The organism is Limnothrix sp. FACHB-406 (assembly GCF_014698235.1).
Classification (GTDB): Bacteria; Cyanobacteriota; Cyanobacteriia; order CACIAM-69d; family CACIAM-69d; genus CACIAM-69d.
This window is the reverse complement of the sequence record NZ_JACJSP010000004.1, coordinates 97,615-118,485: the sequence shown is the minus strand read 5'-3', so window position 1 is coordinate 118,485 and position 20,871 is coordinate 97,615. Positions and strand designations below refer to the sequence as shown.

Genomic DNA, 20,871 nt, shown 5'->3' with positions numbered 1-20,871 from the left:
CAACAACAAGCTCGTCAGGCCACACAAGACCACAAACAAGCCGCAAACAAGCCGCAAACAAAACTGGGCGATCGGGCAAAAGGCGATCGGGCCCACCGAGGAATTTGTTGCAGAACTTCACCCAAGGTAGGAATCGACTGCCCACCGGAATCATAGCGATCTTCTGGATTGGCTCCCAAATTCAATCGCAAGGTATGGATTGGGCAGCGGCAACCAACAGCGTCCAGTCTCGCAAATTGGTCTCTGAGCGATGATTTGCTAGCTTTGAAAGCGCCGAGATTTTCCGAATCTCAGTCGCGGGCCCCACAGCATATCGTCAGTTACTGGCCCGTTGCGCTGCCTAGTTCCCTTTTCCTTTGCCTATGTCTCCTGAAACTGCCACCCCCACGGCTGCTCAACCAGCCAAGACAGTACCCCTACGCGCAACCGGCATCGACCCCAACCATTGGTATGTGGTGGCGAGCGATCGGGAAGTCACTCGCCAACCGCTGGGCGTGGAACTTTGGGGGCGGGCAATTGTGCTTTACCGCGACACCCAAGGGCAAGTGCAAGCCCTGGAGGATTGCTGTCCCCACCGACTGGTGAAGTTGTCGGATGGGCGCGTAGTGGGCGATCGGATCGAGTGTATGTACCACGGTTGGCAGTTCGACAATGCTGGGGCCTGCGTGGATGTGCCCTACCTGGGAGATAACCAAAAGCTGCCCACTTGCCGAATTCGTACCTACCCGGTGCGGGAATTGGATGGGTTCATTTGGTTGTGGCCAGGGGAATTGCAACCGGGACAGGTGTTGCCGGAACCGATGGGACTGCCGGAATGGAGCCATTTAAACTACATCGCTTCCATGACCACGATCGATTGTCAGGGGCATTTTTCTTTTCTGATCGAAAACCTGATGGATATGTACCATGGGCATTTGCATCAGGACTACCAGGCTTGGGCTTCCGCGAAGTTGGAGCAGCTCACCGAATCACCCGATCGAGTCGATGCTCTCTACGAAGCCCAAAGCTACTACCGAATTGACAAAATTTGGGCGGTGGCGCAACTGTTTATCCCCGCCATGCGCAAACTACACCCGGAACCACTCCGGGTGAGCTATGTCTATCCCCACTGGGCTTCTAGCTTGGGCCAAGAGTTCAAGATTTATTGCCTGTTTTGTCCCGTCAGCGCCACCCACACCCGGGCCTATTTGGTGCATTTCACCTCCCTACACGCCTTCGAGCGACTGCATCAGTTGCCGGTGGCGATCCGCCAGTGGGTGAAAGATCGGATGTTTAATGCGGCGGCCAAGTTGCTGGAAGGGTTGGTGGAGCAGGATGTGTTGATGATTGAGCAGGAGCAACGATCGTTTGAGGCAGATCCTCACCGCAAGGGGCCAGAACTGAATCCCGCGATCGCGGCAGTGCAGCGCCTCATTCGATCGCGGGGTCGATCAACAACCGCTGGGCTGGCCCATGAATGATTAGGAGCGCGTGGGAGTGATGAGGGGTAATTAGGCGTAATTAACCGTAATTAACCGTAATTAATCGACCGTTGATTAACCCATCATTCAAAAACAGCATGGGCCGGAGTCGCGCAATGTTCAGGGCGATCGCGCAAGGAAACGGGGAACTATGGCAAAGTTTGCTGGCTTAGGCCGCGATCGGGTCTTGATGCGGATTGTTTTCCTAACGTCCCCGATCGCGCCCTTGGGTTCCTTGCTTGCCCCAGCTCATGCGACTCGAACAGTTACAGGCCTTCCTCGCGATCGCGGATACCGGTAGTTTCCAGGCCGCCGCTAAGCGTTGCGGAGTCACCCAATCCACCATCAGCCGCCAACTTCAGAGCCTGGAGTCTACCCTGGGGCTAACCCTGATTCGTCGCAGCACCCCCATCCAACTCACTCTTGCTGGCAACCAACTGTTACCCCACGCCCGCCGAATGGTGCAGGAGTGGGACTTGGCAAATCGGGCGATCGCCAACCTGCGCGAAGGGCAACAACCGGAACTCTGCATCGCCGCCATTCACTCTGTTTGTGCCTACCGACTGCCCGCCATTTTGCAGGACTTTATCCAAACCTATCCCCAAGTGCAGTTACGGGTGACGGCCTTGGGCAGCGATCGATCGCTCAAGGTGTTGCGCGATGGGCTAGTGGATGTGGCCGTGGTCATGAATAACCGGTTTTTGACCAATAACACCGATTGGGTGGTGGATTCACTCTATAAGGAACCCGTGGTGGCCCTCGTCAGCGCATCCCATCCCCTCGCCAACCATGGGCAAGTGTCCTGGCTGGATCTGGGGGAATATCCCCATGTGGTGTTCAAAGATGGCTACGGAATGCAGCGGTTGGTGCAGGAACAGTTTGCCCGCGAGGGAATTACCCTGCGGGTTGCCTTGGAGTTGAACACCCTCGATGCCTTTCGGGGGGTTGTCCGCCAGGGAAAATGCGTGGCCCTTCTGCCAGAGTCGGCCGTGCTGGAGGCGAAGGAGGATCCAGGTTTACGAGTGTTACCGCTGGCGGATCCATCGATCGAGCGGGAAGTGGTGTTGGTGACCACGCGCGATCGACTGCAATTACAACCCATCAGCTATTTCCGACAGTTGGTGCAAGCCACCCTCCATCAACAGGCCTTGCTCCCCAACCGCCCATTGGCCAAGTGAACAGATGAACCCGTTATCCTCCCTCGATCGACCAGGGACTTGACGGGGACTTGAGCAAAGCAAACACAAGGCGTGATCGTCCCTGCCACCCGTGCTAGCCTACGGGAAACTGCTGTTTTCTGTCCCGATCGCCCCTGGCCCCATGGTTTTGCTCCTCCTTCCGCCTGTTGTGGGCACAGTGCCTTCGGTTCCCAGCGCGATCGGCCTGTGGGCGGTTGTGGGAATTGACGGCCTCCTCTCGATCGGCCTGCTGTGGCTGGCTTGGCAACTGTGGCAACTACGGCGCACCCTTCGGAACACCGCTCAGGGACTGGAATCCGCCGCCCGCAGCACCCATGCCGTCCTGGGCAATGCGCCGCAAAACATCGCGATCGGCCAGCGCGGCATCTATGGATTTCGCCAAACCTACCGGGCCTTTGAACCAGCCCTCGAAGCAAACCTTCAGAAAATCACTTGGGTGCTCTCTTTAATTCAACAATTCACAAAACTTCAATCTCGCATCAAGCGATCCACACCCAAGCAATAGCCAGTTCATGGTTCATCTGCGAACCTTCGCTGATCCGAGTTAAATCACCGGGGCGATCAATCCATGTGACCAGCGATGTGACTAAAAATACCCGAGATTGGACATTAACATTATCCAATCACAGGCTCCTCAGTTTCTCTAGAGGTGCTAATTTTGCTGACTCAATGCCGCCAAACCCATTCTGAGACCGGAATTTCAGTCTTCGCCTTAGCCCCTGCTGGTGACCTCGCAACACCTGTCGCAAAATCCACACTCGATCGGCCTTTAAATTACCAAACCGCACAGAATTATCTCTATCGATCGCCTCGTGCCAAATTTGTGCAATTTTGACTTCAATTTATTTAATCCAGTTTTTGATCCCGACAGTTTTTGTTTATAAGTCTTGTGATCTGATTTTTTGATCACCTAAAGTTGTCATAAGCACACATCTACAGAAAGCTACTCCCTCCTGGTAACAATGCCAAGCTAGGTTAATCCATGGACTAATTATTTTTACTAACCAGGTTTCTAGGATTCTGGGTAGAACATGGATTAAGACCGGATGCTTAATGGTATGGGTGTTAACCATCGTTGGGGATCAGAGCCTGAATTGTGCCGTTTTCTCAATCAAGTCTGTAACTCGTTGCTGATGTCGATCCATCCTTGGTGAGCGAAGTCATACTAGCCAATCACTGTGAGCAAGCCTGTCTCAGCTCAAGTCAGCAGCAGTTACACACAAGACAACCCTCAAAACGAGAACCCTCATGCATAAGATCCACCTGAGTTTGGTGTCACTGCTTACAGGAGCAACTGTTTGGACATCACTTGCGCCTATTTCTCTTGCCGGTAGCATGATCACTGGCACTACACCTGGCACACCTGTAACCCCATCTACTGTCAATGTTTTTCTAGAACCAGAAGATCCCTTGACTTTCCGTGTTGAAGTGGAAACTAAAGCCCCATCAGAACTTGATGTCTTTTTGCTTAATGATTTATCTGGTTCTTTTGGCGATGACCTGCCGAATGTTAGGGCATCGGTTCCCGGATTGCTTAGTGGTCTAAGTAGCATCTCTTCCAGCGTGCGTTTTGGCCTGGGTTCGTTTGTGGATAAGCCAATCGCTCCATTCGGATGGGCTGATACGGCAGACTATGTTTACAACACCGATCTAGCCCTTGGCAGCGATGGATCTGCACTACAAACCGCCGTGAACGGTCTAGCCATTCGTTTCGGATCCGATGAACCTGAGTCGCAGCTAGAAGCGCTGTTCCAAGTTGCCTTACGGAGCAAATCAGAAATTGGGTTTCGTGACAGTGCTTTCAAAGCTGTGATCTTGCAGACGGATGCGAGCTATCACAAGGCTGGTGATGGCACTAGCGTTGGTTTAATCCCTAACAATGGGGACGCAAATATCGACGCTAACGAGGATTATCCCTTTGTAGAGCAGGTTCGTAAGGCACTGCTTGATTCAGGAATTGTTCCAATTTTTGCCGCTACGACCAACGTAACCTCGATCTATCAGGATCTGGTGAGTCAATTGGGTTTTGGTCAAGTTGTGACTCTGAGTGCAGACAGCTCAAACCTAGTTGATGCCGTCCAAACGGGTATCAAGAACGCACTGAGTGACGTGAAGCTGTTTGTTGAGAGTGACGACTATAACTACGTTCGTCAAATTGCTAGTGATATCTCGGGTGAAAAGACTGGAACAGACCTTGATGTACCCGCCGGAGATCGTGCGAAATTCGACGTTACGTTGCGCGATCTAGCTGCCGACGGTCGTGGTAAAGATGACACACTTTATCTGACTGCCACAGGATATGGTCGGACTACTGTCAACGTCAGTGTTCCATCTGAGTCTGTGTCAGTACCTGAACCAGGCACTATTCTGGGTTTAGGGCTATTTGCTCTAGGTGGTTTAGCCACAACTCGTCGTCAGCAAAAGCAGTAACCTGCGTCTGGATGACACTTGCAAGATACAGGTAGAAGTGCCGCTTATTCTGATGCCCTATTTCCTATTTGCTGTATAGCAATGCGGAGATAGGGCATTCAACATGATGACAGACTATGATTCAGGTTAGTGACCGAACTAGCTGATCGCCCTTAGCCGCCATGGTCGTCACCATTCCCCTCAACTAGATTACTCTACGTCCCGGCAGCGGTTCTATGACTGTTTTGTCCAGTTGATGGGGGAGCGATCGCCCTTGCTAAACTGGGGACAAAGACAACATCGCCTCAACCGCCATGACATTAACCCAACTCGATCGCGCCACTGCCCAAATCTCGCACCTGGCATGGCGCGATCGAGTAGTTCAGTTCAGTACTTTTAAGTCGTTCTGACCCATTGTCTAGCCTTCCCAATCCTCCCAACGCAACCCCTCAACGCGGCAAAACTCACGAACATTATGCGTTACTAAAACCAAATTCCGCGAAAGGGCGATCGCTGAAATCTGGAGGTCGTAGGGGCCAATGGGCTGCCCCTGGCGCTTGAGTTGGGATCGAATCTCGCCACATTTAATCGCCGCAGCGGCATCAAACGGAAAAACAATCAACGGTTCAAAGAATGTATTCAGCAGTGCAACATTCTCCAGAGCACGGCGACTACTGAATGCGCCGTAGTACAGCTCAAAGCGAACAATTTCGCAAGTGCTGATCTGACTTCTCTCACAACTCAATAGCCGCTGCTGAATCTGAGCATTTCCATTGAGATATTGAATACAAACATTCGTGTCGAGCAGATACATTACCAATTAATCGCATCTCGATGATCAGCAGCCTCTTGACCAGGCCTGATTAAAGGCTCACCTTGCCATTGACCAGCCGTTTTTTGGGCAAACTCAGCCGGCCAACTGGGATGAATGGTTGATAGATGATTGGCTAATCCTGGGGCTGAATCTTCATCATTTAACTGCCCCTGTTGACCAGGCAATAAAGCGCCCAGCAACGATCGCCCCAACGACCACCAAAGCCGCCAGCGATCGCCCCACGATAGGCGCAAGGTTGCTGCCCGTAACTCCGCAAAAGTCATAACCGTAATCCGAGTTTGATGAGGCGATCGTAACACTATGATCGTGACCTATCTTGGGGCGATCGCCCTTGCTAGACTGGGATTCACAGCCGATCGCCCCTAGCCGCCATGGTCGTCACCGTTCCCCTCAATCGGATTACTTTGCGGCCCGGCAGCGCGATCGCAATCGCCGATCTCGACTGGGCAGCTTTCCAGCGGATTGCCGCCGAACTGGGGGACGATCGCCACACCCGCTTGACCTACTACCAAGGACAACTTGAAATCGTGTCGCCCCTTGCTCGCCATGAGCGCCCCCACCGGCTGATTGGCTACCTCGTGACGGCCCTGCTCGATGCCCGCAATTTGGACTGGGAAGATTTTGGCTCGACCCGTTTTGAGCGCGAGAACCTGGCCGGATTGGAACCCGACACCTGTTTCTATGTGGCCAATGCCGATCGCGTGCGCGACTGCCAAGGGCGGGTGGATGTGGCCCAATACCCACCGCCGGACTTGGCGATTGAGGCCGATGTGACTTCCAAAACCTCCCTCGCGGCCTATGCAGCCCTGGGAGTGCCAGAGGTCTGGATTTATGCCGATGGCTTGCTCAAGATTTTTGTGCTAGATGCGGGACAGTACCAACCGCGCGATCGCGGTTTGCTGTTTCCCGATTTGGATCTACCGGCGATCGTGACTGACCAACTCGCCAAGGCCCAGGCGATCGGCAGCGCCCGCACCATTCGTGAGTTTCGCCAAAGTCTCCAGTAATCTTGCGGTCTTGTCCATTTGATGGGGGCGCGATCGCCCTTGCTAGACTGGGGTTTAGTTCCCTTAGTTTGCAGCGTTGCTCACTCCGATGGTTGCTCTGCCCGATCGCCTCTCCGTTGCTGATTACCTCGCCCTAGAAGCCGTGAGTCCCACCAAGCATGAGTATTGGGATGGCTATCTGGTGGCGATGGCTGGGGCGAGCGATGCCCATGTGGCGATCGTGGGCAATCTGTTTGCGGCACTGTTGGGGCATATTGCGCCACCCTGTCGGCTCTATATGACCGATATGCGCCTGCAAATTGTCCACAAAAATCGCTATTTTTATCCGGATCTGTTGGTGACTTGTGACCCCAGAGATACGGTCATTACGCCTGAAAATAATTACGCCAAACAGTTCCCAACCTTAATTGTTGAAGTGCTGTCAGATACGACGGAAGTTCGCGATCGCGGCAGCAAGTTTTTTGACTATCAGCAAATCGAAAGCCTCCAAGAATATGCCCTGATTAACACCAGTTGCCAGCGCGTTGAATGCTTTCGCCGCAGCACGGGGGATGATTGGGTGCTAACCACCTACAGTCCCGATCGCGCCGATCAGTTTCAGTTGAAATCCGTTGATTTCACAGGAACCTTGACACAGCTTTATCGCAATGCGATCGCCCTGCCTAGTCATCCTCCATTGGACACCAGCCCACCCGATCGCCCTTAGTCGCCATCACCGTCACTATCTCCTGTGGCGGTTTTGTCCACTCAATGGGGGAGCGATCGCCCTTGCTCGGTCTGCTGGCCCCCGCTTTTGCAACGATTAAAGGCTTTTATTAAAGATTAAATGAAGGATTGTCTGAAAAAAGGTTTTTAGTTGATTGAATTAAAGATTTTGTGAAAAATAGACTCGAAAACGCCTGATTTGGCGGCTGTTTTTCAGGTTTCAATTGATACATCAAAGCTTATTTATCTCCGGATCTATCGATATAATCAATGCAGGGTGACAGTCATTGAATTGTCTTCATCTTGATATTCCCCCCATAGATCTATGAAGCTTCTTAAAACGGCTCTGAGCTTGACTGCGATTGTCGCTTCTTCAGTGGCCACTTGCTTGGCAGTTTCTGCACCAGCCCAAGCCTATCGAATGTTTTTAGGCGAAGATTTAAATTCAAATCCTTGGGTTCCGGCTGCCAATCTCACCAACTCTCAGGCAGCGGAAGCCGCTTTTTTGTCAAATTTGACCGGTGTGGGTACTGAGACCTTTGAAAGTCAAATCACCGGTACTAACAATCTTCTGAATGTGTCATTTCCCGGAGCTGGAACCGCAACACTCTCGGGAAATGGTCGAATTTCAAGCGTGCCCGTAGGCTGGACAAATGGCGTGGGTCGCTATGCCGTTTCCGGGACTCAATTTTGGGAAGTGGACGCTGGGGGGCGCTTCACAATCAATTTTAGTCAGCAGGTAGGAGCTTTTGGGTTTTATGGGGTTGATATTGGTGATTTTGGTGGCCAATTAACCCTGACTTTGGCGGGCGCGTCCACCACAAAACAGGTGACGGTTAATAACACGATCGGCTCGTCGGGCAGTACGGATGGTTCTGTGCTGTTTTTTGGCATTATTGCGGAAACCATGGAGGAGGCTTTCAGTAGCGTTTCCTTCAGCATGTCAACGGGTCAAGGCGATGTTTTTGCCTTTGACAACATGACGGTGGGCGGTCTGTCTCAGGTCAAGACTCCGGAGCCATCCCCTCAGCCCAGTCCTGAGCCAACTCCTGAGCCGACTCCGGAACCCAGTCCCGAACCCACTGTGACTCCGGAACCCGGCCCTAGCCCAACCCCCAGCCCCTCCGCAACGCCTACGCCGCAACCCACACAGCCCACGGATCCGGTGTCAGTGCCAGAGCCGGGATCGATCGGGGCGTTGTTGGTGGTGGGGGCGATGGGAGTCCTGGGGCTGCGTCGTCGCCGCGCTGACTAGGCTGATTAATAGGCACACCAAAGCTGTGCCACGGGATCACCGATCGGGGAGATCGCAGGAAATCTAAAGAAGCACCTGCAAGAGATCGAGAGGAATCGGAGACAATGCCAAGCTGGAAAGATTCCCAGCTCGGGTTTCTGCCGCTTGGTTCTCTCTTCCTTCAGTGGGTTAAAACCATGACCGATCGACCTACGCTGCTGATTCGGAACGCTCGTATCCTGTTGCCCGACGGAGATTTCCTGCAAGGTGATGTGTGGATCGAAGGCGATCAGATTCGGCAGGTGGCTCCTGAAATCTCCCCCGACACAATTGGGCCGATCGCCCGTGAAATTGACGCAACGGGTTTGACTCTGTTGCCGGGCGCGATCGACCCCCAAGTTCATTTCCGCGAACCGGGCTTAGAGCATAAAGAGGATCTCCGAACCGCCAGCCATGCCTGCGCCAAGGGCGGTGTCACCTCGTTTTTGGAGATGCCGAACACCAAGCCCCTAACCACCACCCAAGCCACGCTGCAAGACAAGCTCGATCGCGCGGCGAGTAAGTGCGTGGTCAACTATGGCTTTTTCATTGGAGCGACCGCCGATCGGTTGCCGGATTTGATCACGGCGAACCCCGTTTGCGGCATCAAGATCTTTATGGGGTCTATGCATGGCCCCTTGTTGGTGGATGAGGAGCCAATCCTCGATCAAATTTTTGCGATGGGGCAACAGCCGGGACAAACGGGCTATGGGCGCTTAATTGCTGTCCATGCCGAAAACCAAGATCGGATTCGTCAGCGCCGGGAGCAATTTGCGGGCATTACCGATCCGGCCATCCATTCTCAAATTCAAGACAACCAAGCCGCGCTGGAGGCCACACAACTGGCCCTCAAGTTGGCGCGGAAGCATCGGCGGCGGCTGCACATCTTGCACATGTCTACGGGTGATGAGGCGAACCTGATGCGTCAGGACAAGCCCGAATGGGTGACCTGTGAAGTTACCCCCCAACATTTGCTGATGGATGTGAGTGCTTACGAAACGATCGGCACTTTTGCGCAAATGAATCCCCCCCTGCGATCGCCCGAAGATTGCGCAATTTTGTGGCAAGCCCTGTTGGATGGAGTCATTGACTTCATTGCCACTGACCACGCCCCTCACACCCTGGAAGAAAAGGCGCAACCCTATCCCAACAGTCCCAGCGGAATGCCAGGGGTGCAAACCTCCTTGCCCCTGATGCTGACCCAAGCGGCGGCGGGGCGCTGCACGGTGGCTCAAGTGGCCCGGTGGATGTCAACCAATGTGGCGAAGGGGTTTGGCATTCCCAACAAGGGGGCGATCGCTCCCGGATTGGATGCGGACTTGGTGTTGGTGGATCTCGATAACTACCGTCCGGTGCTGCGGGAGGAAATGCTGTCCAAATGTGGTTGGAGTCCCTTTGAGGGTTGGAATCTCACGGGTTGGCCGGTTTACACGATCGTGGGCGGTCAGGTGGCCTATGAAAACGGCCAGGTTAATGAATCGGTGCGTGGTCGGGCCTTGAGGTTTGAACCGACGGTGTAGGGCTGATCCCTCACGTCACCGCTGGCAGATCGCGACAGATTGCGACAGATCGTGGCAGATCGTGAACGACAAGGGGCTTCAGCCCCTTGTTCCGACGATTGGGTCATGGACAATCAACCCTAGAAGCACCTAGGGCGTGGGGCGGCCCAGAAACCATTCCAACCGCAGGGCCGTTTGGTCATCGTCGGGGGCAAATTGGCTCAGGGGTTCTTGGCGGCCCAGATTCGATCGCAACTGGGTGGCCGCCCAACTGCTGGGCCGCGTGCGATCGCCCTGGCGACCAAATAGCCATAGGTTCGATCGCCCGCTGTCTTCGGTGCTGATTCCTTGGGCATAGCGGGCCTGCTGCTCGGTTTTGGCCCCAGCACTCAGCAACAACACGGATTCCCCTTCGGGCCCGTAGTAGACTTCCAAGCCGTCCCCTGGATCCACGATCGGCGGGATTTCTTCGGGGCCCCCTAGCCCATATTCCACCCATTGCTGGCAAGTGGCTAGCTCACTGTAGGGCAACTCAAGCTGCGCCAACATGGGCAAAATGGCCGCGCGATCGCACTCCAAACCGCCCGCCACCGTCAGGTCTTGGGCCTTGCCCTCGGGGAGCGGTGGCGTTTGGCTGGCCACACGCTGGGCCAGCACCAGCACCAACAACCCCGTCAACAAAGCAATGGCGCTCGATCGCGGCCAGGTTTTTCTCAGCCAGGTTCCTTCACCCCCAACTTTCCCGGTGTTGATTGGCGGCTGGTGTTGCATGATCCGATCCATCATCCCTGCCCTCCTACGAACCTGAATGGCTCTCGGATGCGGGTTCGATCGCCCGGTCTATGGCCAGAAAGCGGGAACCCGCAAGCGCCTTGGTCTCCATGAATGGGGAGGGGCCGGTTGGAGGTGTGTGAAGCGATCAACCCGAAACCAACCCCATTCCTTTTGATCCTAAAGATCACTAGGCACGGTGGTTTCGAGTGTGACGCGATCGATATTGAACGTTATGCAACGCCATCAGTTGCAACGCCATGTAACACTTCCCACCCTGAATTGGTCACAGAATTTCAGGGCTATTTTGACTGGTTTTGAAGCCTGTTTTTAAAGCCCTCCACCCTGCTTTTCATGGTCTCCAAACCAGCCATTTACTAGGGAACCTGAACCACCGTTTGGGCTTCAACCCGTTGACCATTGGCATACAAATCCTTGTGGTCATTTGTATTCAAGGTCACCTGGATTTGGTTACTGCCACTCGGCAGAGATTCCAAGTAATACCAGTTGCTGTAGAGCCGGGTGAGTTTGCGCCCGTTGAGGTAGAGGTGCGCGTGACCTTGGTTCCAAGCACCGGGTTGGTTAATTTGCTCCGGGGCAAATTGGAAATTTTGAACCGTAAGTTGCAGGTTCCAACCCTGTTTGGGATCCGGCAATACGGAAAGACTGACGGTGGGAATTGGCTGACCAGCAGGAATATCAAAGCGACCGTGCTGATGCTCGCCGCCATGACCGCTGCCATTGTGGGGGCTGTGCGGGCTGGCTGAAGGGCTGGCCGGGGGACTGGATTGGTGATGGTGATGATTGCCATCGGCCCGGGCGGGCTGGTAAATCGATTGGGCGATCGGGCTGAGGAGCGTCACCGCCAGAGTTAAGCCAACCGATCGCAAGGCAACAGGAGAACGAAATAAATAACGAAATAAATTCAGTGGCATAGCAGGCGAAGGGTAGTTTGGGGATTCAGAGGAAATCGTGAACCGGTGACCAACCTTCTCAAAGGGGACGGCGGGGTGAGGCGCGCACAACTGGACAACTCAGCAAACAACCCAACTAACAACCCACCCAACAGCTCAACGCATTCATTCAGCGCATTCATTCAGCGCGTGAACAAACTAAGCAACGGGCGGTCTAACTAGCAGCTTTAGCCGATCGCCACGGAACTGCTCTGCTGAAGTTGTTGCAGGGCCGTTAGGGCCGTTTGCAAAGCACCCCAATCGCCACAGTCATAGAAACAACGGACAGCACATTCCAAGTCATGAATCGCCGCTTGATGGCAATGCATTTGTTGGTGAAGCTGACTGCGGGCCATGTAGGACAGGCCGTTCATGGGAGCCAGGGCGATCGCCCGGTCAAAACTGCCGATCGCTTCCGTGGAACGACCCAGGGCTTGTAGCACCAAACCGCGCAGATGAAAGCCATTGGCTTGTTGGGGGCCGTAGCGCAAACTGCGATCGAGATCGGCTAGGGCTTGGGGCCGATCGCCCTGATCCAGCCAGGTCATCGCCCGGTCGTAATAGACCTGAGCGAGGCGATCGAGTGATTCGTGGCCGAATTGCAGAATGGCTCGGTTGAAATCTTCAATCGCTTCGCGCCCCTGCTGTTGTTCAGCCATCACCAGCCCGTGGTTATACCAAGCGCGTCCATCCAAGGGATGTTGATGCAGCACCGTTTCAAAATCCTGGGTGGCGGCGGCCCGGTTTTGTTGCCCGCGATAGGCCAAACCACGGTTCAGGTATGCATCCCAAAGCTGGGGATTGAGTTCCAGCGCCGTCGTGCAGTCCCCGATCGCGGCCGCCCAGTCGGCGAGCGCCAGCCAGGTCAGGCAGCGGTTGTGGTGGGCCCGGGCTTGCCGGTGGGCATCCGGGGTCTGATCGGCAGCGATCGCGAAGGCCGCTAGCGCATCTGCGTAATCACCACGGCTAAAAGCTGATGCACCCAGCGACATCGGGTCTTGCGGACTAGAAACCGGGACGCTAGCCGGAGTCAGTCGGGATGGCCAGTAGGTAGTAGCTGCGAGGCCCCAAACAACCACGCTCAGCAGCAGCGCGATCGCCCAGCGCCCGGTTCGATCGGGTTCGGACATAGGGTCAGAAGCCTGTTGAATGACCGAAAGGCAATTCAACGCTCGGGTTCAATTGGGTGGGTTAGCCAGAGGGAACAGCGCCAGGGCTGCCCGGCGCTCAAAACCGGTCAAGGCATCTGTGGAGGAATGTTGCCTTGACCGGCTTCCATGACTTACCAACCGGCTTCCGACTTGGACAGCACGAAGGATGCCACATCTTGAATACCGTCTGCCGTCAGCTTGCCCTTGAAGGCCGGCATCGCACCTTTACCGTTGGTGACCTGCTTCACGATCGCCTCGATCGAGTTCATGCCGTATTTTTCCAAGGCATCTTTCTTCAGGGTCTTGTCTGCCATCACCACGTTACGGCCACCCGCATGACAAGCGGCGCAGTTGGCGTTAAAAATTTTGGCTCCATTGGCCACATCAGCCGCATGGGCAGCACCAGCAAAGCTCAACCAAGCAGCAACCAGAGCGATCGCCCAAGATACAAACCGTTTCATTGTCCTTGATCCTGTCAGTCAGTACTGAAGCCGTGAAATGCTTCAGACCCATTTAGTCCAGATCTGTCCAAGACTGTCAAGCCCAGTATCAGTCAAGGTTTGGCAATGGTTTGCAATAATTTTTTAAAATGGTCGATCGAGCAATGGTCAAGCGGCGTAGAGGGTTTTAATCCACTCCCATTCCTGCTCAAGACCCTTGCGAATCGTGACTTGAGGGTCATAGCCCAAAAGATTGCGAGCCTTGGTCACGTCGGCGGAGGTGTGGCGAGCATCCCCGATCGCCCGATCCTGATAATCACGCGCGATCGGGTGACCCACGATCGCCTCCATTTGCTCCAGCACCTCCGTCAACACCACGCGACTGCCGCCACCGATATTGAAAATTTCCCCGATCGCCGCTGGAACCACCGCCGCCGCCAAATTCGCCGCCACCGCATCGCTGACATAGGTAAAGTCGCGGGTCTGTTGCCCATCGCCATAAATGGGAATGGCCTGATGGGCGATCGCCGCCTTAAAGAACTTGTGGAACGCCATATCCGGCCGCTGTCGGGGCCCATAAACCGTGAAGTAGCGCAGGGCCACAAAGGGCACGCCAAAATTGTTGCAATAGAGTCGCCCGAGCTGTTCGGCCGCTAATTTCGTGATCCCGTAGGGCGACACGGGCTTGGGACAGACCAACTCACTGGTGGGAAAGGTTTCCGCATCGCCATAGATGGACGACGTGGACGCATAGACCAACCGTTGCAAATTCGGGGCCTGCTTCGCGGCTTCTAAGAGGCGCTGGGTCGCCGTGATGTTGCGATCGGTGTAGTCCTGGAACCCAGTCCCCCAACTGGCCCGCACCCCCGCCTGGGCCGCCTGGTGATAGACCACATCCGCTTCCGCCAGCAGAGGGGCCCAGTCAATGGCTCGCAAATCCACCTCCAGCAGTTGGAATTGGCCATGATCCAACAGGGGCGCAACGTTTTGCCGCTTGAGGGCCGGGTCGTAATAGTCATTAAAGTGATCAATGCCAATGACCCGATCGCCTCGCAGTAACAGCGTTTCCGCCAGGTGGGAGCCAATGAAGCCGGCCGCGCCGGTCACGATGCTGGTAGTCATGGGGAGTTCAGAAATCGCCGTTTTGCAATAGTTGAGGGGAAATTGGCGCGATCGCCCGATCGCTGGTCTAGGTTTAGCCCAAGTTTTGGCCCAGCGCCTAGCCCAGTCTAGGAAGTTTTGCACCCAAACGTGGAAACAACCAACCCGGAAATGGTCGTTGATGATTGGCGATCGACCGCGATTGAGTCGAAATTGGACAAGATCCAGCCTCCCAGCGGGGATCGGTGGTGAGAGGAGCGGACGTGCGATATTCTGAGATACTGGCTCCTGGCCGAGTTCTGTTCACAACTGCGGGTTAAAGATTCTGTGAAGGTTTTAGTGGTTGGCAATGGTGGCCGTGAACACACGATCGCCCACATGTTGTTGAAGTCGGAACAGGTGGAGCGGGTCTTTTGTATTCCCGGAAATGGGGGAACGGCCCTGAATCCCCGTTGCCAAAACTTTGCCTTCGCTGCAACTGATTTTGAAGCGATCGCCCGCGTTGCCCAAACCCAAGGGGTCTCCCTGGTGGTGGTGGGCCCCGAAGCACCTTTGGCCGTCGGGATTGTGGACTTTTTGCGCGGGCGACAAATTCCCGTGTTTGGCCCCACCCAAGCGGGGGCCCAAATCGAAGCAAGCAAATCTTGGGCCAAGACGCTCATGGCCGAAGCGGGTGTGCCCACGGCCCAGTCCGCCACCTTCACGGAGCTGGCCCCCGCCCGCGACTATTTGCAGCAGACCGGGGCCCCGATCGTGGTGAAGGCCGATGGTCTGGCGGCGGGCAAGGGCGTAACCGTGGCCATGAACCTGGATGAGGCACTCAAGGCGGTGGAGTCTATTTTTGGCGGCCAATTCGGCTCCGCTGGCTCCAGCGTGGTAATCGAAGAATTTATGGAAGGGCGGGAAGTATCCGTCCTGGCCCTGACCGATGGCAAAGCCGTGCGCCCTCTGATTCCAGCCCAAGACCATAAACGGATTGGCGAGGGAGACACCGGCCCCAACACGGGCGGCATGGGAACCTATGCCCCGGCTCCCTTGGTTACGCCGGATCTGATGGCGCGCATTGAAACAGAAGTGTTGCAGCCCACGGTGCGGGCCCTGGCGGCGCGCGGCATTGATTACCGAGGGGTTTTGTACGCGGGGTTGATGATCACGCCTGAGGGGGATCCCAAGGTGGTGGAATTTAACTGCCGTTTTGGTGACCCGGAAACCCAGGTGGTGTTGCCGCTGCTGGAAACGCCGCTTCATGAGCTGATGCTGGCCTGTGTGGAACAGCGGCTGGCCCAGTTTCCCCCGATCGCCTGGAAATCGGGCGTGGCCGGCTGTGTGGTGGTGGCGGCCCAGGGCTATCCGGGCAGTTTTGCCAAGGGCACTCCGATCGCGGGCTTAGCAGAGGCGGAAGCGGTGGGGGCCATGGTGTTTCATGCGGGAACGCGGCTGGTGCGATCGAGCGGCAACACCGACCGACTGGTCAGCGATGGAGGGCGCGTCCTAGGGGTCACGGCGATCGGGGCAGATTTTGACGAAGCCTTCGGAACCGTCTACCGGGCGATCGAGGCCATTGACTACGCCGAAAAAACCTATCGTCGCGACATTGGCTATCAAGTGCGCCAACAACCTTGGGAAACCCTGCCCTTGCCCGGTGCGATCGCCGCCAGTGACCCTATGCCCACCGAAGCCCCTTAAGATCGAATCAATCTGCACGCTCCCCGAGACCATGCTTGAGGCGATCGTTACGTTGCGGCAAATCCTGCGTCGCTGGTGGTCAGAATTCACCCTCCAAACCCGATTGATGGCGGTGGCAACCCTGGTGGTGTCGCTGCTGACCAGCGGGCTAACCTTTTGGGCCGTCAACACCATCCAGCAGGATGCCCGGCTCAACGACACCCGTTTTGGGCGAGATTTGGGGCTGCTCTTGGCCGCCAACACTGCACCCCTGGTGGCGGAGCAAGACTTGGGCGGTTTGGCTGGCTTCTCGCGCCGGTTTTATAACAGCACTTCCAGCGTTCGGTACTTGCTCTATGCCGACGTGGACGGGGATATCTTCTACGGCATCCCCTTTTCCGACACGGAGGTGAAGAACTCCCTAACCTTGCGTCGTCGGATTCAGTTGCCGCCGGACTATGCGGCCGATCTCGATCGCCCCTTGGTGCGTCAACACCTCACCCCCAACGGTCAGGTCACGGATGTGTTTGTGCCCCTAACCCACGAGGGTCAATACTTGGGGGTGTTGGCCGTGGGTACCAATCCCAATCCGACGGTGGTGGCCTCGTCGGGATTGACTCGCGACGTGACGATCGCGGTGTTCGTGTCAATTTGGGTGATGGTGATTTTGGGGGCTGTGTTCAACGCCCTCACCATCACCAAGCCGATTAAGGAATTATTGATCGGTGTCAAAAACATCGCCTCTGGGGATTTTAAGCAGCGAATTACCCTGCCGTTTGGCGGTGAACTCGGGGAGCTGATTGCCAGTTTTAATGACATGGCGGAGCGCCTGGAGCGCTACGAAGAACAGAATATTGAAGAGCTGACGGCCAGCAAGGCCAAGCTCGAAACCCTCATCGCCACGATCGTCGATGGGGCCCTGCTGCTCGATACGGATCTGCGCGTGGTGTTGGTGAATCCCACGGCCCGCCAGATTTTTGGCTGGGATCGCGAAACGGACGGCCAGCCGATCATTGGCAAAAATGTGCTCTATGAGTTTCCACCCGAGGTACAGGTGAAGCTCACGCGCCCGCTCTACCAGTTGGCGGAAGGCAAGGCCGACGAGGGCGAAGAATTTCGCATTACCCTGATGGAGCCGGTGAAGCGAACGGTGCGCATTTTGCTGTCGCCAGTGCTATCCCAACGGGCGATCGGGGACGGGCACTTGTGCGACACCTGCGAGCACCATCAGCAGGATCAGTGCAGCGATGCCCAACGGCCCCTGGCCAGGGAATGTAATCTCTATGCCGATCAAGATGGTGAGGCCCCAGGCGATCGCTACCGCGAAAGCATCCGAGGGATTGCTGTCACGGTGCAGGATATTACCCGGGAAGTGGAGCTGAATGAGGCCAAAAGCCAATTCATCAGCAATGTTTCCCACGAGCTACGCACGCCGCTGTTTAACATCAAGTCCTTTATTGAAACGCTCCATGACTATGGCGATGAGCTGTCGCCGGAGCAACAGCGGGAGTTTTTGGACACCGCCAACCGCGAGACCGATCGCCTGACCCGGTTGGTCAATGACGTGTTGGATCTCTCTCGGTTGGAATCCAGCCGTAGCTACACTTTTGACGCGATCGACCTGGTACAGCCGATCGAACAAACCCTGCGTACCTACCAGCTCAATGCTCGCGACAAGGGAATTGAACTGACCCAAGAGCTGGCCCCCAGCCTGCCGCCCGTTTTGGGTAACTATGATCTGTTGCTGCAAGTGTTCGCCAACTTGGTGGGCAATGCCCTGAAATTTACCCCCAAGGGCGGCCAGGTGGCGATCCGAGCCTATGTTCCCCAAGACCCCGCCGTTCAGCCGGCCCTCTGGGATACCTGCCCGGTGAATGCGGCAACCGGCCCAGCCAAATCTCAGCCCGAGGTGGTGAGCGTGGTGCGGGTGGAAGTGGCCGACACCGGCATTGGCATTGGCCCCGAAGATTGTAATGCCATTTTCGATCGGTTCTATCGGGTCGAAAACCGGGTGCATACCCTCGAAGGCACGGGGCTGGGCCTGTCGATCGTCCGTAACATCATCGACAAGCACCAAAGCAGCGTCAAATTGATCAGTGAAGTGGGTGTGGGGACGATTTTTTGGTTTGACTTGTTGATTTATCGGGATGGGTTGACCCTGCCGGAACCGATGCCCGTCGTTTCCAGCACCCTGGGTTAGACCGGGGGCAATCCTGGGGCGAATCGGGCGGCGATCGCGACTGATCCGCATCCCACAAGGGTCGATCGCCCGTGTTAGCCTAACGATGATTGGCGGGGCCACTCAGTCCGAGCGTCAGCCCGAGCTGTTGATGAACCCTGGTAGGCATACGGAGTCGATCGTCCGATGGATGGAAATAACTGGCTGCAACAACTGCTGACCATTGGTCTGGGCACAACGGCCATTGTTGCAGAACGCCTCAAGGAAGCCAGCGATGAATGGGTTCGCAGCGGCCGCTTGGATCCAGAACAGGCCCGCAAGGTGGTGGATGACCTGATGCAGCGTTTGCAGTCCGGCGGCAATCCCTCCCCCAGCGAAAGTTTTGATTCCCTGATTCAGCAGCAGTTTCGGAAGGTGATGAAGGATTTTGGTGTGCCCGATCGCTCAGAGGTGGACGAACTGCGCGGCCGGATCGATCGGCTAGAGCGCCAAGTGCGCGACCTGGAAAATCGACTGTGGCGTTAGGGCGATCGCTCGTTAGGATCAAGAACGACCCACTTTGCTCGCAGATTGATCGAGGAGACTAGACCCTTGCGTGATGTGTTAATCAGCTTTGGGGTGATGTTGGTTTGCCTAGTGGCCGTGTTGATGGTCACCTTCACGGGCAAAGCCCCCACCGCCGAAGCGAACCCCCTATCCAGTCAACCGGCGGCCGAAGCCACTGCCAACGGTTCCAAACTGGCGGCCCGTCTCATTAGCGACGCGGCCGCCCAACTGCGATCGCCTGAGATCGCCACCCTGCCCACCAATACCCAGGAGACAACCCTCGTGGCCGACGCGAGCAACCTGACCACCACCGATTCTGGCCTGCAATACGAAGACCTCACCGTGGGAACCGGCGCAGCCCCCACTCCCGGTCAGAACGTCACGGTTCACTACACCGGCACGCTCACTGACGGCAAAAAATTCGACAGCTCGCGCGATCGGGGTCAGCCCTTCAGCTTCCGCATTGGCGTGGGTCAAGTGATCAAGGGTTGGGACGAAGGTGTCCTGTCCATGCGGGTTGGTGGTCGCCGCAAGCTGGTGATTCCGCCGGACTTGGGCTACGGGGCCCGGGGAGCTGGTGGGGTGATTCCTCCTAACGCCACCCTGGTGTTTGATGTGGAATTGCTGCGCGTGGGGGGTTAGTTCCCGCTCAGCGTCAGCACTGACAGTTTTTGGACTGTGGGAAGCATCCAAGATCTTGGATAGGGGCGATCACTCCGGCGGGGCGATCGCCCCTTGTGCTGGCCACCGATCGTCGGGAATCACGATCACACCCAGGCCGTATCAACCACCACCCTCCAGCAGATCCCCCGGTCTGGATTCGGTATCCTGAATGAGGTTGACCAGTCCCTAGGTCAACCGACAATCAAGCGTCACGCCCATGTCAACGCAACCCCCAAAGTCCAAGCGGTTGAGAAACGGGCAACCATTGCGCCCCTTTTCCCGCAACGCAGCATCCGCCACGGCTCCCCAGGGCAACCAGGGCGGGCGGTGGCATTGGCAGCAGTGGCTCCCTTCCCTGACGGCAACCCTGCGGCAAGCACCCGCTTGGACTTGGCAACGGCGACATTGGTGGGGGTCGGGATTGGTGGTGCTCTTGACCATGGGGGCCATGCGATCGCTCGTCATCGATTCCTATCTGGTGACCCTGCCGACCATGAGGCCCACGCTGCAACCGGGCGATCGCCTGCTCATTGACAAAGCAAGCTACCAGTGGCGCAACCCCGATCGAGGCGAGTTAGTGGCCTTCATGCCGCCCGGCACGCCGAATCAACCTCGGGGAGTGTTGGTCAATCGGGCCGTTGGTTTGCCCGGCGATCGGGTTGAAATCCAAAGCGGTCAACTCTTGGTCAATCAGCGCCCGATCGCCCATGGCCAGTCCCTGGCGATCGAAATTGGTGATCTTGCCCCCGTGCGAGTTCCCGCCGCCACCTACTTTGTCATGAGCGATGGTTCCGCCTTAGGTACTGCCCCAGCCCTGACCTTCACCTACGGTTACGTGCCACGTCAAGCCTTGGTGGGGCGGGTGATGTGGCGGTTTTTTCCTCTCGATCGCTGGGGGGCACCGACCACCCCCACAGCCTCGCCGAATCCAGTCCCTCAATAGTCAACGGCGATCGTTCGCGGTTTTTTCGCGGTTTTGCGGTATATCTTCTCAACAACAGACCAGCCGGAATTT

20 protein-coding genes are annotated in these 20,871 nt (G+C 56.1%); 13 read left to right on the top strand and 7 right to left on the bottom strand.

The window, feature by feature from the left end; all coding sequences use genetic code 11:
* Window positions 1–14 precede the first annotated feature (14 nt).
* Window positions 15–191 (bottom strand): hypothetical protein, encoded by a 177-nt coding sequence (locus H6G53_RS05745; protein ID WP_190531421.1) that lies wholly within the window; start codon window positions 189–191, stop codon window positions 15–17.
* Window positions 192–362: 171 nt separating this feature from the next.
* Between H6G53_RS05745 and H6G53_RS05740 the strand changes: the two genes are divergently transcribed.
* From H6G53_RS05740 to H6G53_RS05725, 4 genes are all read left to right on the top strand, one after another.
* Complete coding sequence (locus tag H6G53_RS05740) at window positions 363–1,460, top strand: aromatic ring-hydroxylating dioxygenase subunit alpha (protein ID WP_190531419.1); 1,098 nt, start codon at window positions 363–365, stop codon at window positions 1,458–1,460.
* 251 nt (window positions 1,461–1,711) lie between these two features.
* Window positions 1,712–2,638, top strand: a complete 927-nt coding sequence (locus tag H6G53_RS05735; RefSeq protein WP_190531417.1) for a LysR family transcriptional regulator — start codon at window positions 1,712–1,714, stop codon at window positions 2,636–2,638.
* Window positions 2,639–2,729: 91 nt separating this feature from the next.
* Entirely contained in the window at window positions 2,730–3,164 is a 435-nt protein-coding gene (locus tag H6G53_RS05730) for a hypothetical protein (protein WP_190531415.1), read from the top strand.
* Window positions 3,165–3,907: 743 nt separating this feature from the next.
* Window positions 3,908–5,089: a PEP-CTERM sorting domain-containing protein gene (locus tag H6G53_RS05725; protein ID WP_190531413.1), complete on the top strand. Its 1,182-nt coding sequence runs from the start codon at window positions 3,908–3,910 to the stop codon at window positions 5,087–5,089.
* 397 nt (window positions 5,090–5,486) lie between these two features.
* Here H6G53_RS05725 and H6G53_RS05720 read toward each other — a convergent pair whose 3' ends face one another.
* The gene (locus H6G53_RS05720) at window positions 5,487–5,882 is read right to left on the bottom strand and encodes a type II toxin-antitoxin system VapC family toxin (protein ID WP_190531411.1); all 396 of its coding nucleotides are present in this window, start codon (window positions 5,880–5,882) and stop codon (window positions 5,487–5,489) included.
* Between the two features lie 392 nt (window positions 5,883–6,274).
* Between H6G53_RS05720 and H6G53_RS05715 the strand changes: the two genes are divergently transcribed.
* The 4 genes from H6G53_RS05715 (at window position 6,275) to H6G53_RS05700 (ending at window position 10,408) form a co-directional block, all read left to right on the top strand.
* Complete coding sequence (locus H6G53_RS05715; RefSeq protein ID WP_190531409.1) at window positions 6,275–6,910, top strand: Uma2 family endonuclease; 636 nt, start codon at window positions 6,275–6,277, stop codon at window positions 6,908–6,910.
* Window positions 6,911–6,998: 88 nt separating this feature from the next.
* A complete protein-coding gene (locus tag H6G53_RS05710; RefSeq protein WP_190531407.1) occupies window positions 6,999–7,616 on the top strand; it encodes a Uma2 family endonuclease in 618 nt (205 codons plus the stop codon).
* A 324-nt stretch (window positions 7,617–7,940) separates the two neighbouring features.
* Complete coding sequence (locus tag H6G53_RS05705; RefSeq protein WP_199309135.1) at window positions 7,941–8,870, top strand: PEP-CTERM sorting domain-containing protein; 930 nt, start codon at window positions 7,941–7,943, stop codon at window positions 8,868–8,870.
* Between the two features lie 176 nt (window positions 8,871–9,046).
* Window positions 9,047–10,408 carry a dihydroorotase gene (locus tag H6G53_RS05700; protein ID WP_190531405.1) on the top strand — a complete coding sequence of 454 codons (1,362 nt, stop codon included), beginning with the start codon at window positions 9,047–9,049 and terminating at the stop codon, window positions 10,406–10,408.
* A 129-nt stretch (window positions 10,409–10,537) separates the two neighbouring features.
* Here the strand turns inward: H6G53_RS05700 and H6G53_RS05695 are convergent, their stop codons facing one another.
* From H6G53_RS05695 to H6G53_RS05675, 5 genes are all read right to left on the bottom strand, one after another.
* Window positions 10,538–11,173 carry a hypothetical protein gene (locus H6G53_RS05695; RefSeq protein ID WP_190531403.1) on the bottom strand — a complete coding sequence of 212 codons (636 nt, stop codon included), beginning with the start codon at window positions 11,171–11,173 and terminating at the stop codon, window positions 10,538–10,540.
* A 362-nt stretch (window positions 11,174–11,535) separates the two neighbouring features.
* Entirely contained in the window at window positions 11,536–12,048 is a 513-nt protein-coding gene (locus tag H6G53_RS05690) for a hypothetical protein (RefSeq protein WP_190531401.1), read from the bottom strand.
* A 251-nt stretch (window positions 12,049–12,299) separates the two neighbouring features.
* The gene (locus H6G53_RS05685) at window positions 12,300–13,241 is read right to left on the bottom strand and encodes a tetratricopeptide repeat protein (RefSeq protein WP_190531399.1); all 942 of its coding nucleotides are present in this window, start codon (window positions 13,239–13,241) and stop codon (window positions 12,300–12,302) included.
* Window positions 13,242–13,393: 152 nt separating this feature from the next.
* Window positions 13,394–13,723: a cytochrome c6 PetJ gene (gene petJ / locus H6G53_RS05680; RefSeq protein ID WP_190531397.1), complete on the bottom strand. Its 330-nt coding sequence runs from the start codon at window positions 13,721–13,723 to the stop codon at window positions 13,394–13,396.
* A 147-nt stretch (window positions 13,724–13,870) separates the two neighbouring features.
* Window positions 13,871–14,824 carry an NAD-dependent epimerase/dehydratase family protein gene (locus H6G53_RS05675; protein ID WP_190356071.1) on the bottom strand — a complete coding sequence of 318 codons (954 nt, stop codon included), beginning with the start codon at window positions 14,822–14,824 and terminating at the stop codon, window positions 13,871–13,873.
* Between the two features lie 306 nt (window positions 14,825–15,130).
* On the opposite strand from H6G53_RS05675, the gene purD reads away from it, so the two are divergent.
* The 5 genes from purD to lepB all read left to right on the top strand — a co-directional run bounded on the left by purD (window position 15,131) and on the right by lepB (window position 20,799).
* Entirely contained in the window at window positions 15,131–16,489 is a 1,359-nt protein-coding gene (purD, locus tag H6G53_RS05670; RefSeq protein WP_190531395.1) for a phosphoribosylamine--glycine ligase, read from the top strand.
* Window positions 16,490–16,520: 31 nt separating this feature from the next.
* Window positions 16,521–18,668: a HAMP domain-containing sensor histidine kinase gene (locus H6G53_RS18660; RefSeq protein ID WP_190356073.1), complete on the top strand. Its 2,148-nt coding sequence runs from the start codon at window positions 16,521–16,523 to the stop codon at window positions 18,666–18,668.
* Between the two features lie 165 nt (window positions 18,669–18,833).
* Entirely contained in the window at window positions 18,834–19,172 is a 339-nt protein-coding gene (locus H6G53_RS05660; protein WP_099534726.1) for a phasin family protein, read from the top strand.
* A gap of 66 nt (window positions 19,173–19,238) precedes the next feature.
* Window positions 19,239–19,835 (top strand): FKBP-type peptidyl-prolyl cis-trans isomerase, encoded by a 597-nt coding sequence (locus tag H6G53_RS05655; protein WP_190531393.1) that lies wholly within the window; start codon window positions 19,239–19,241, stop codon window positions 19,833–19,835.
* A 238-nt stretch (window positions 19,836–20,073) separates the two neighbouring features.
* The gene (gene lepB, locus H6G53_RS05650; protein ID WP_190531390.1) at window positions 20,074–20,799 is read left to right on the top strand and encodes a signal peptidase I; all 726 of its coding nucleotides are present in this window, start codon (window positions 20,074–20,076) and stop codon (window positions 20,797–20,799) included.
* Window positions 20,800–20,871 lie beyond the last annotated feature (72 nt).

Coding starts and splice junctions, on each gene's coding strand:
- H6G53_RS05740 (WP_190531419.1), top strand. CDS start 363: ATGTCTCCTGAAACTGCCACCCCCACGGCTGCTCAACCAGCCAAGACA.
- H6G53_RS05735 (WP_190531417.1), top strand. CDS start 1,712: ATGCGACTCGAACAGTTACAGGCCTTCCTCGCGATCGCGGATACCGGT.
- H6G53_RS05725 (WP_190531413.1), top strand. CDS start 3,908: ATGCATAAGATCCACCTGAGTTTGGTGTCACTGCTTACAGGAGCAACT.
- H6G53_RS05720 (WP_190531411.1), bottom strand. CDS start 5,882: ATGTATCTGCTCGACACGAATGTTTGTATTCAATATCTCAATGGAAAT.
- H6G53_RS05715 (WP_190531409.1), top strand. CDS start 6,275: ATGGTCGTCACCGTTCCCCTCAATCGGATTACTTTGCGGCCCGGCAGC.
- H6G53_RS05710 (WP_190531407.1), top strand. CDS start 6,999: ATGGTTGCTCTGCCCGATCGCCTCTCCGTTGCTGATTACCTCGCCCTA.
- H6G53_RS05705 (WP_199309135.1), top strand. CDS start 7,941: ATGAAGCTTCTTAAAACGGCTCTGAGCTTGACTGCGATTGTCGCTTCT.
- H6G53_RS05700 (WP_190531405.1), top strand. CDS start 9,047: ATGACCGATCGACCTACGCTGCTGATTCGGAACGCTCGTATCCTGTTG.
- H6G53_RS05695 (WP_190531403.1), bottom strand. CDS start 11,173: ATGATGGATCGGATCATGCAACACCAGCCGCCAATCAACACCGGGAAA.
- H6G53_RS05685 (WP_190531399.1), bottom strand. CDS start 13,241: ATGTCCGAACCCGATCGAACCGGGCGCTGGGCGATCGCGCTGCTGCTG.
- petJ (WP_190531397.1), bottom strand. CDS start 13,723: ATGAAACGGTTTGTATCTTGGGCGATCGCTCTGGTTGCTGCTTGGTTG.
- H6G53_RS05675 (WP_190356071.1), bottom strand. CDS start 14,824: ATGACTACCAGCATCGTGACCGGCGCGGCCGGCTTCATTGGCTCCCAC.
- H6G53_RS18660 (WP_190356073.1), top strand. CDS start 16,521: ATGCTTGAGGCGATCGTTACGTTGCGGCAAATCCTGCGTCGCTGGTGG.
- H6G53_RS05660 (WP_099534726.1), top strand. CDS start 18,834: ATGGATGGAAATAACTGGCTGCAACAACTGCTGACCATTGGTCTGGGC.
- lepB (WP_190531390.1), top strand. CDS start 20,074: ATGTCAACGCAACCCCCAAAGTCCAAGCGGTTGAGAAACGGGCAACCA.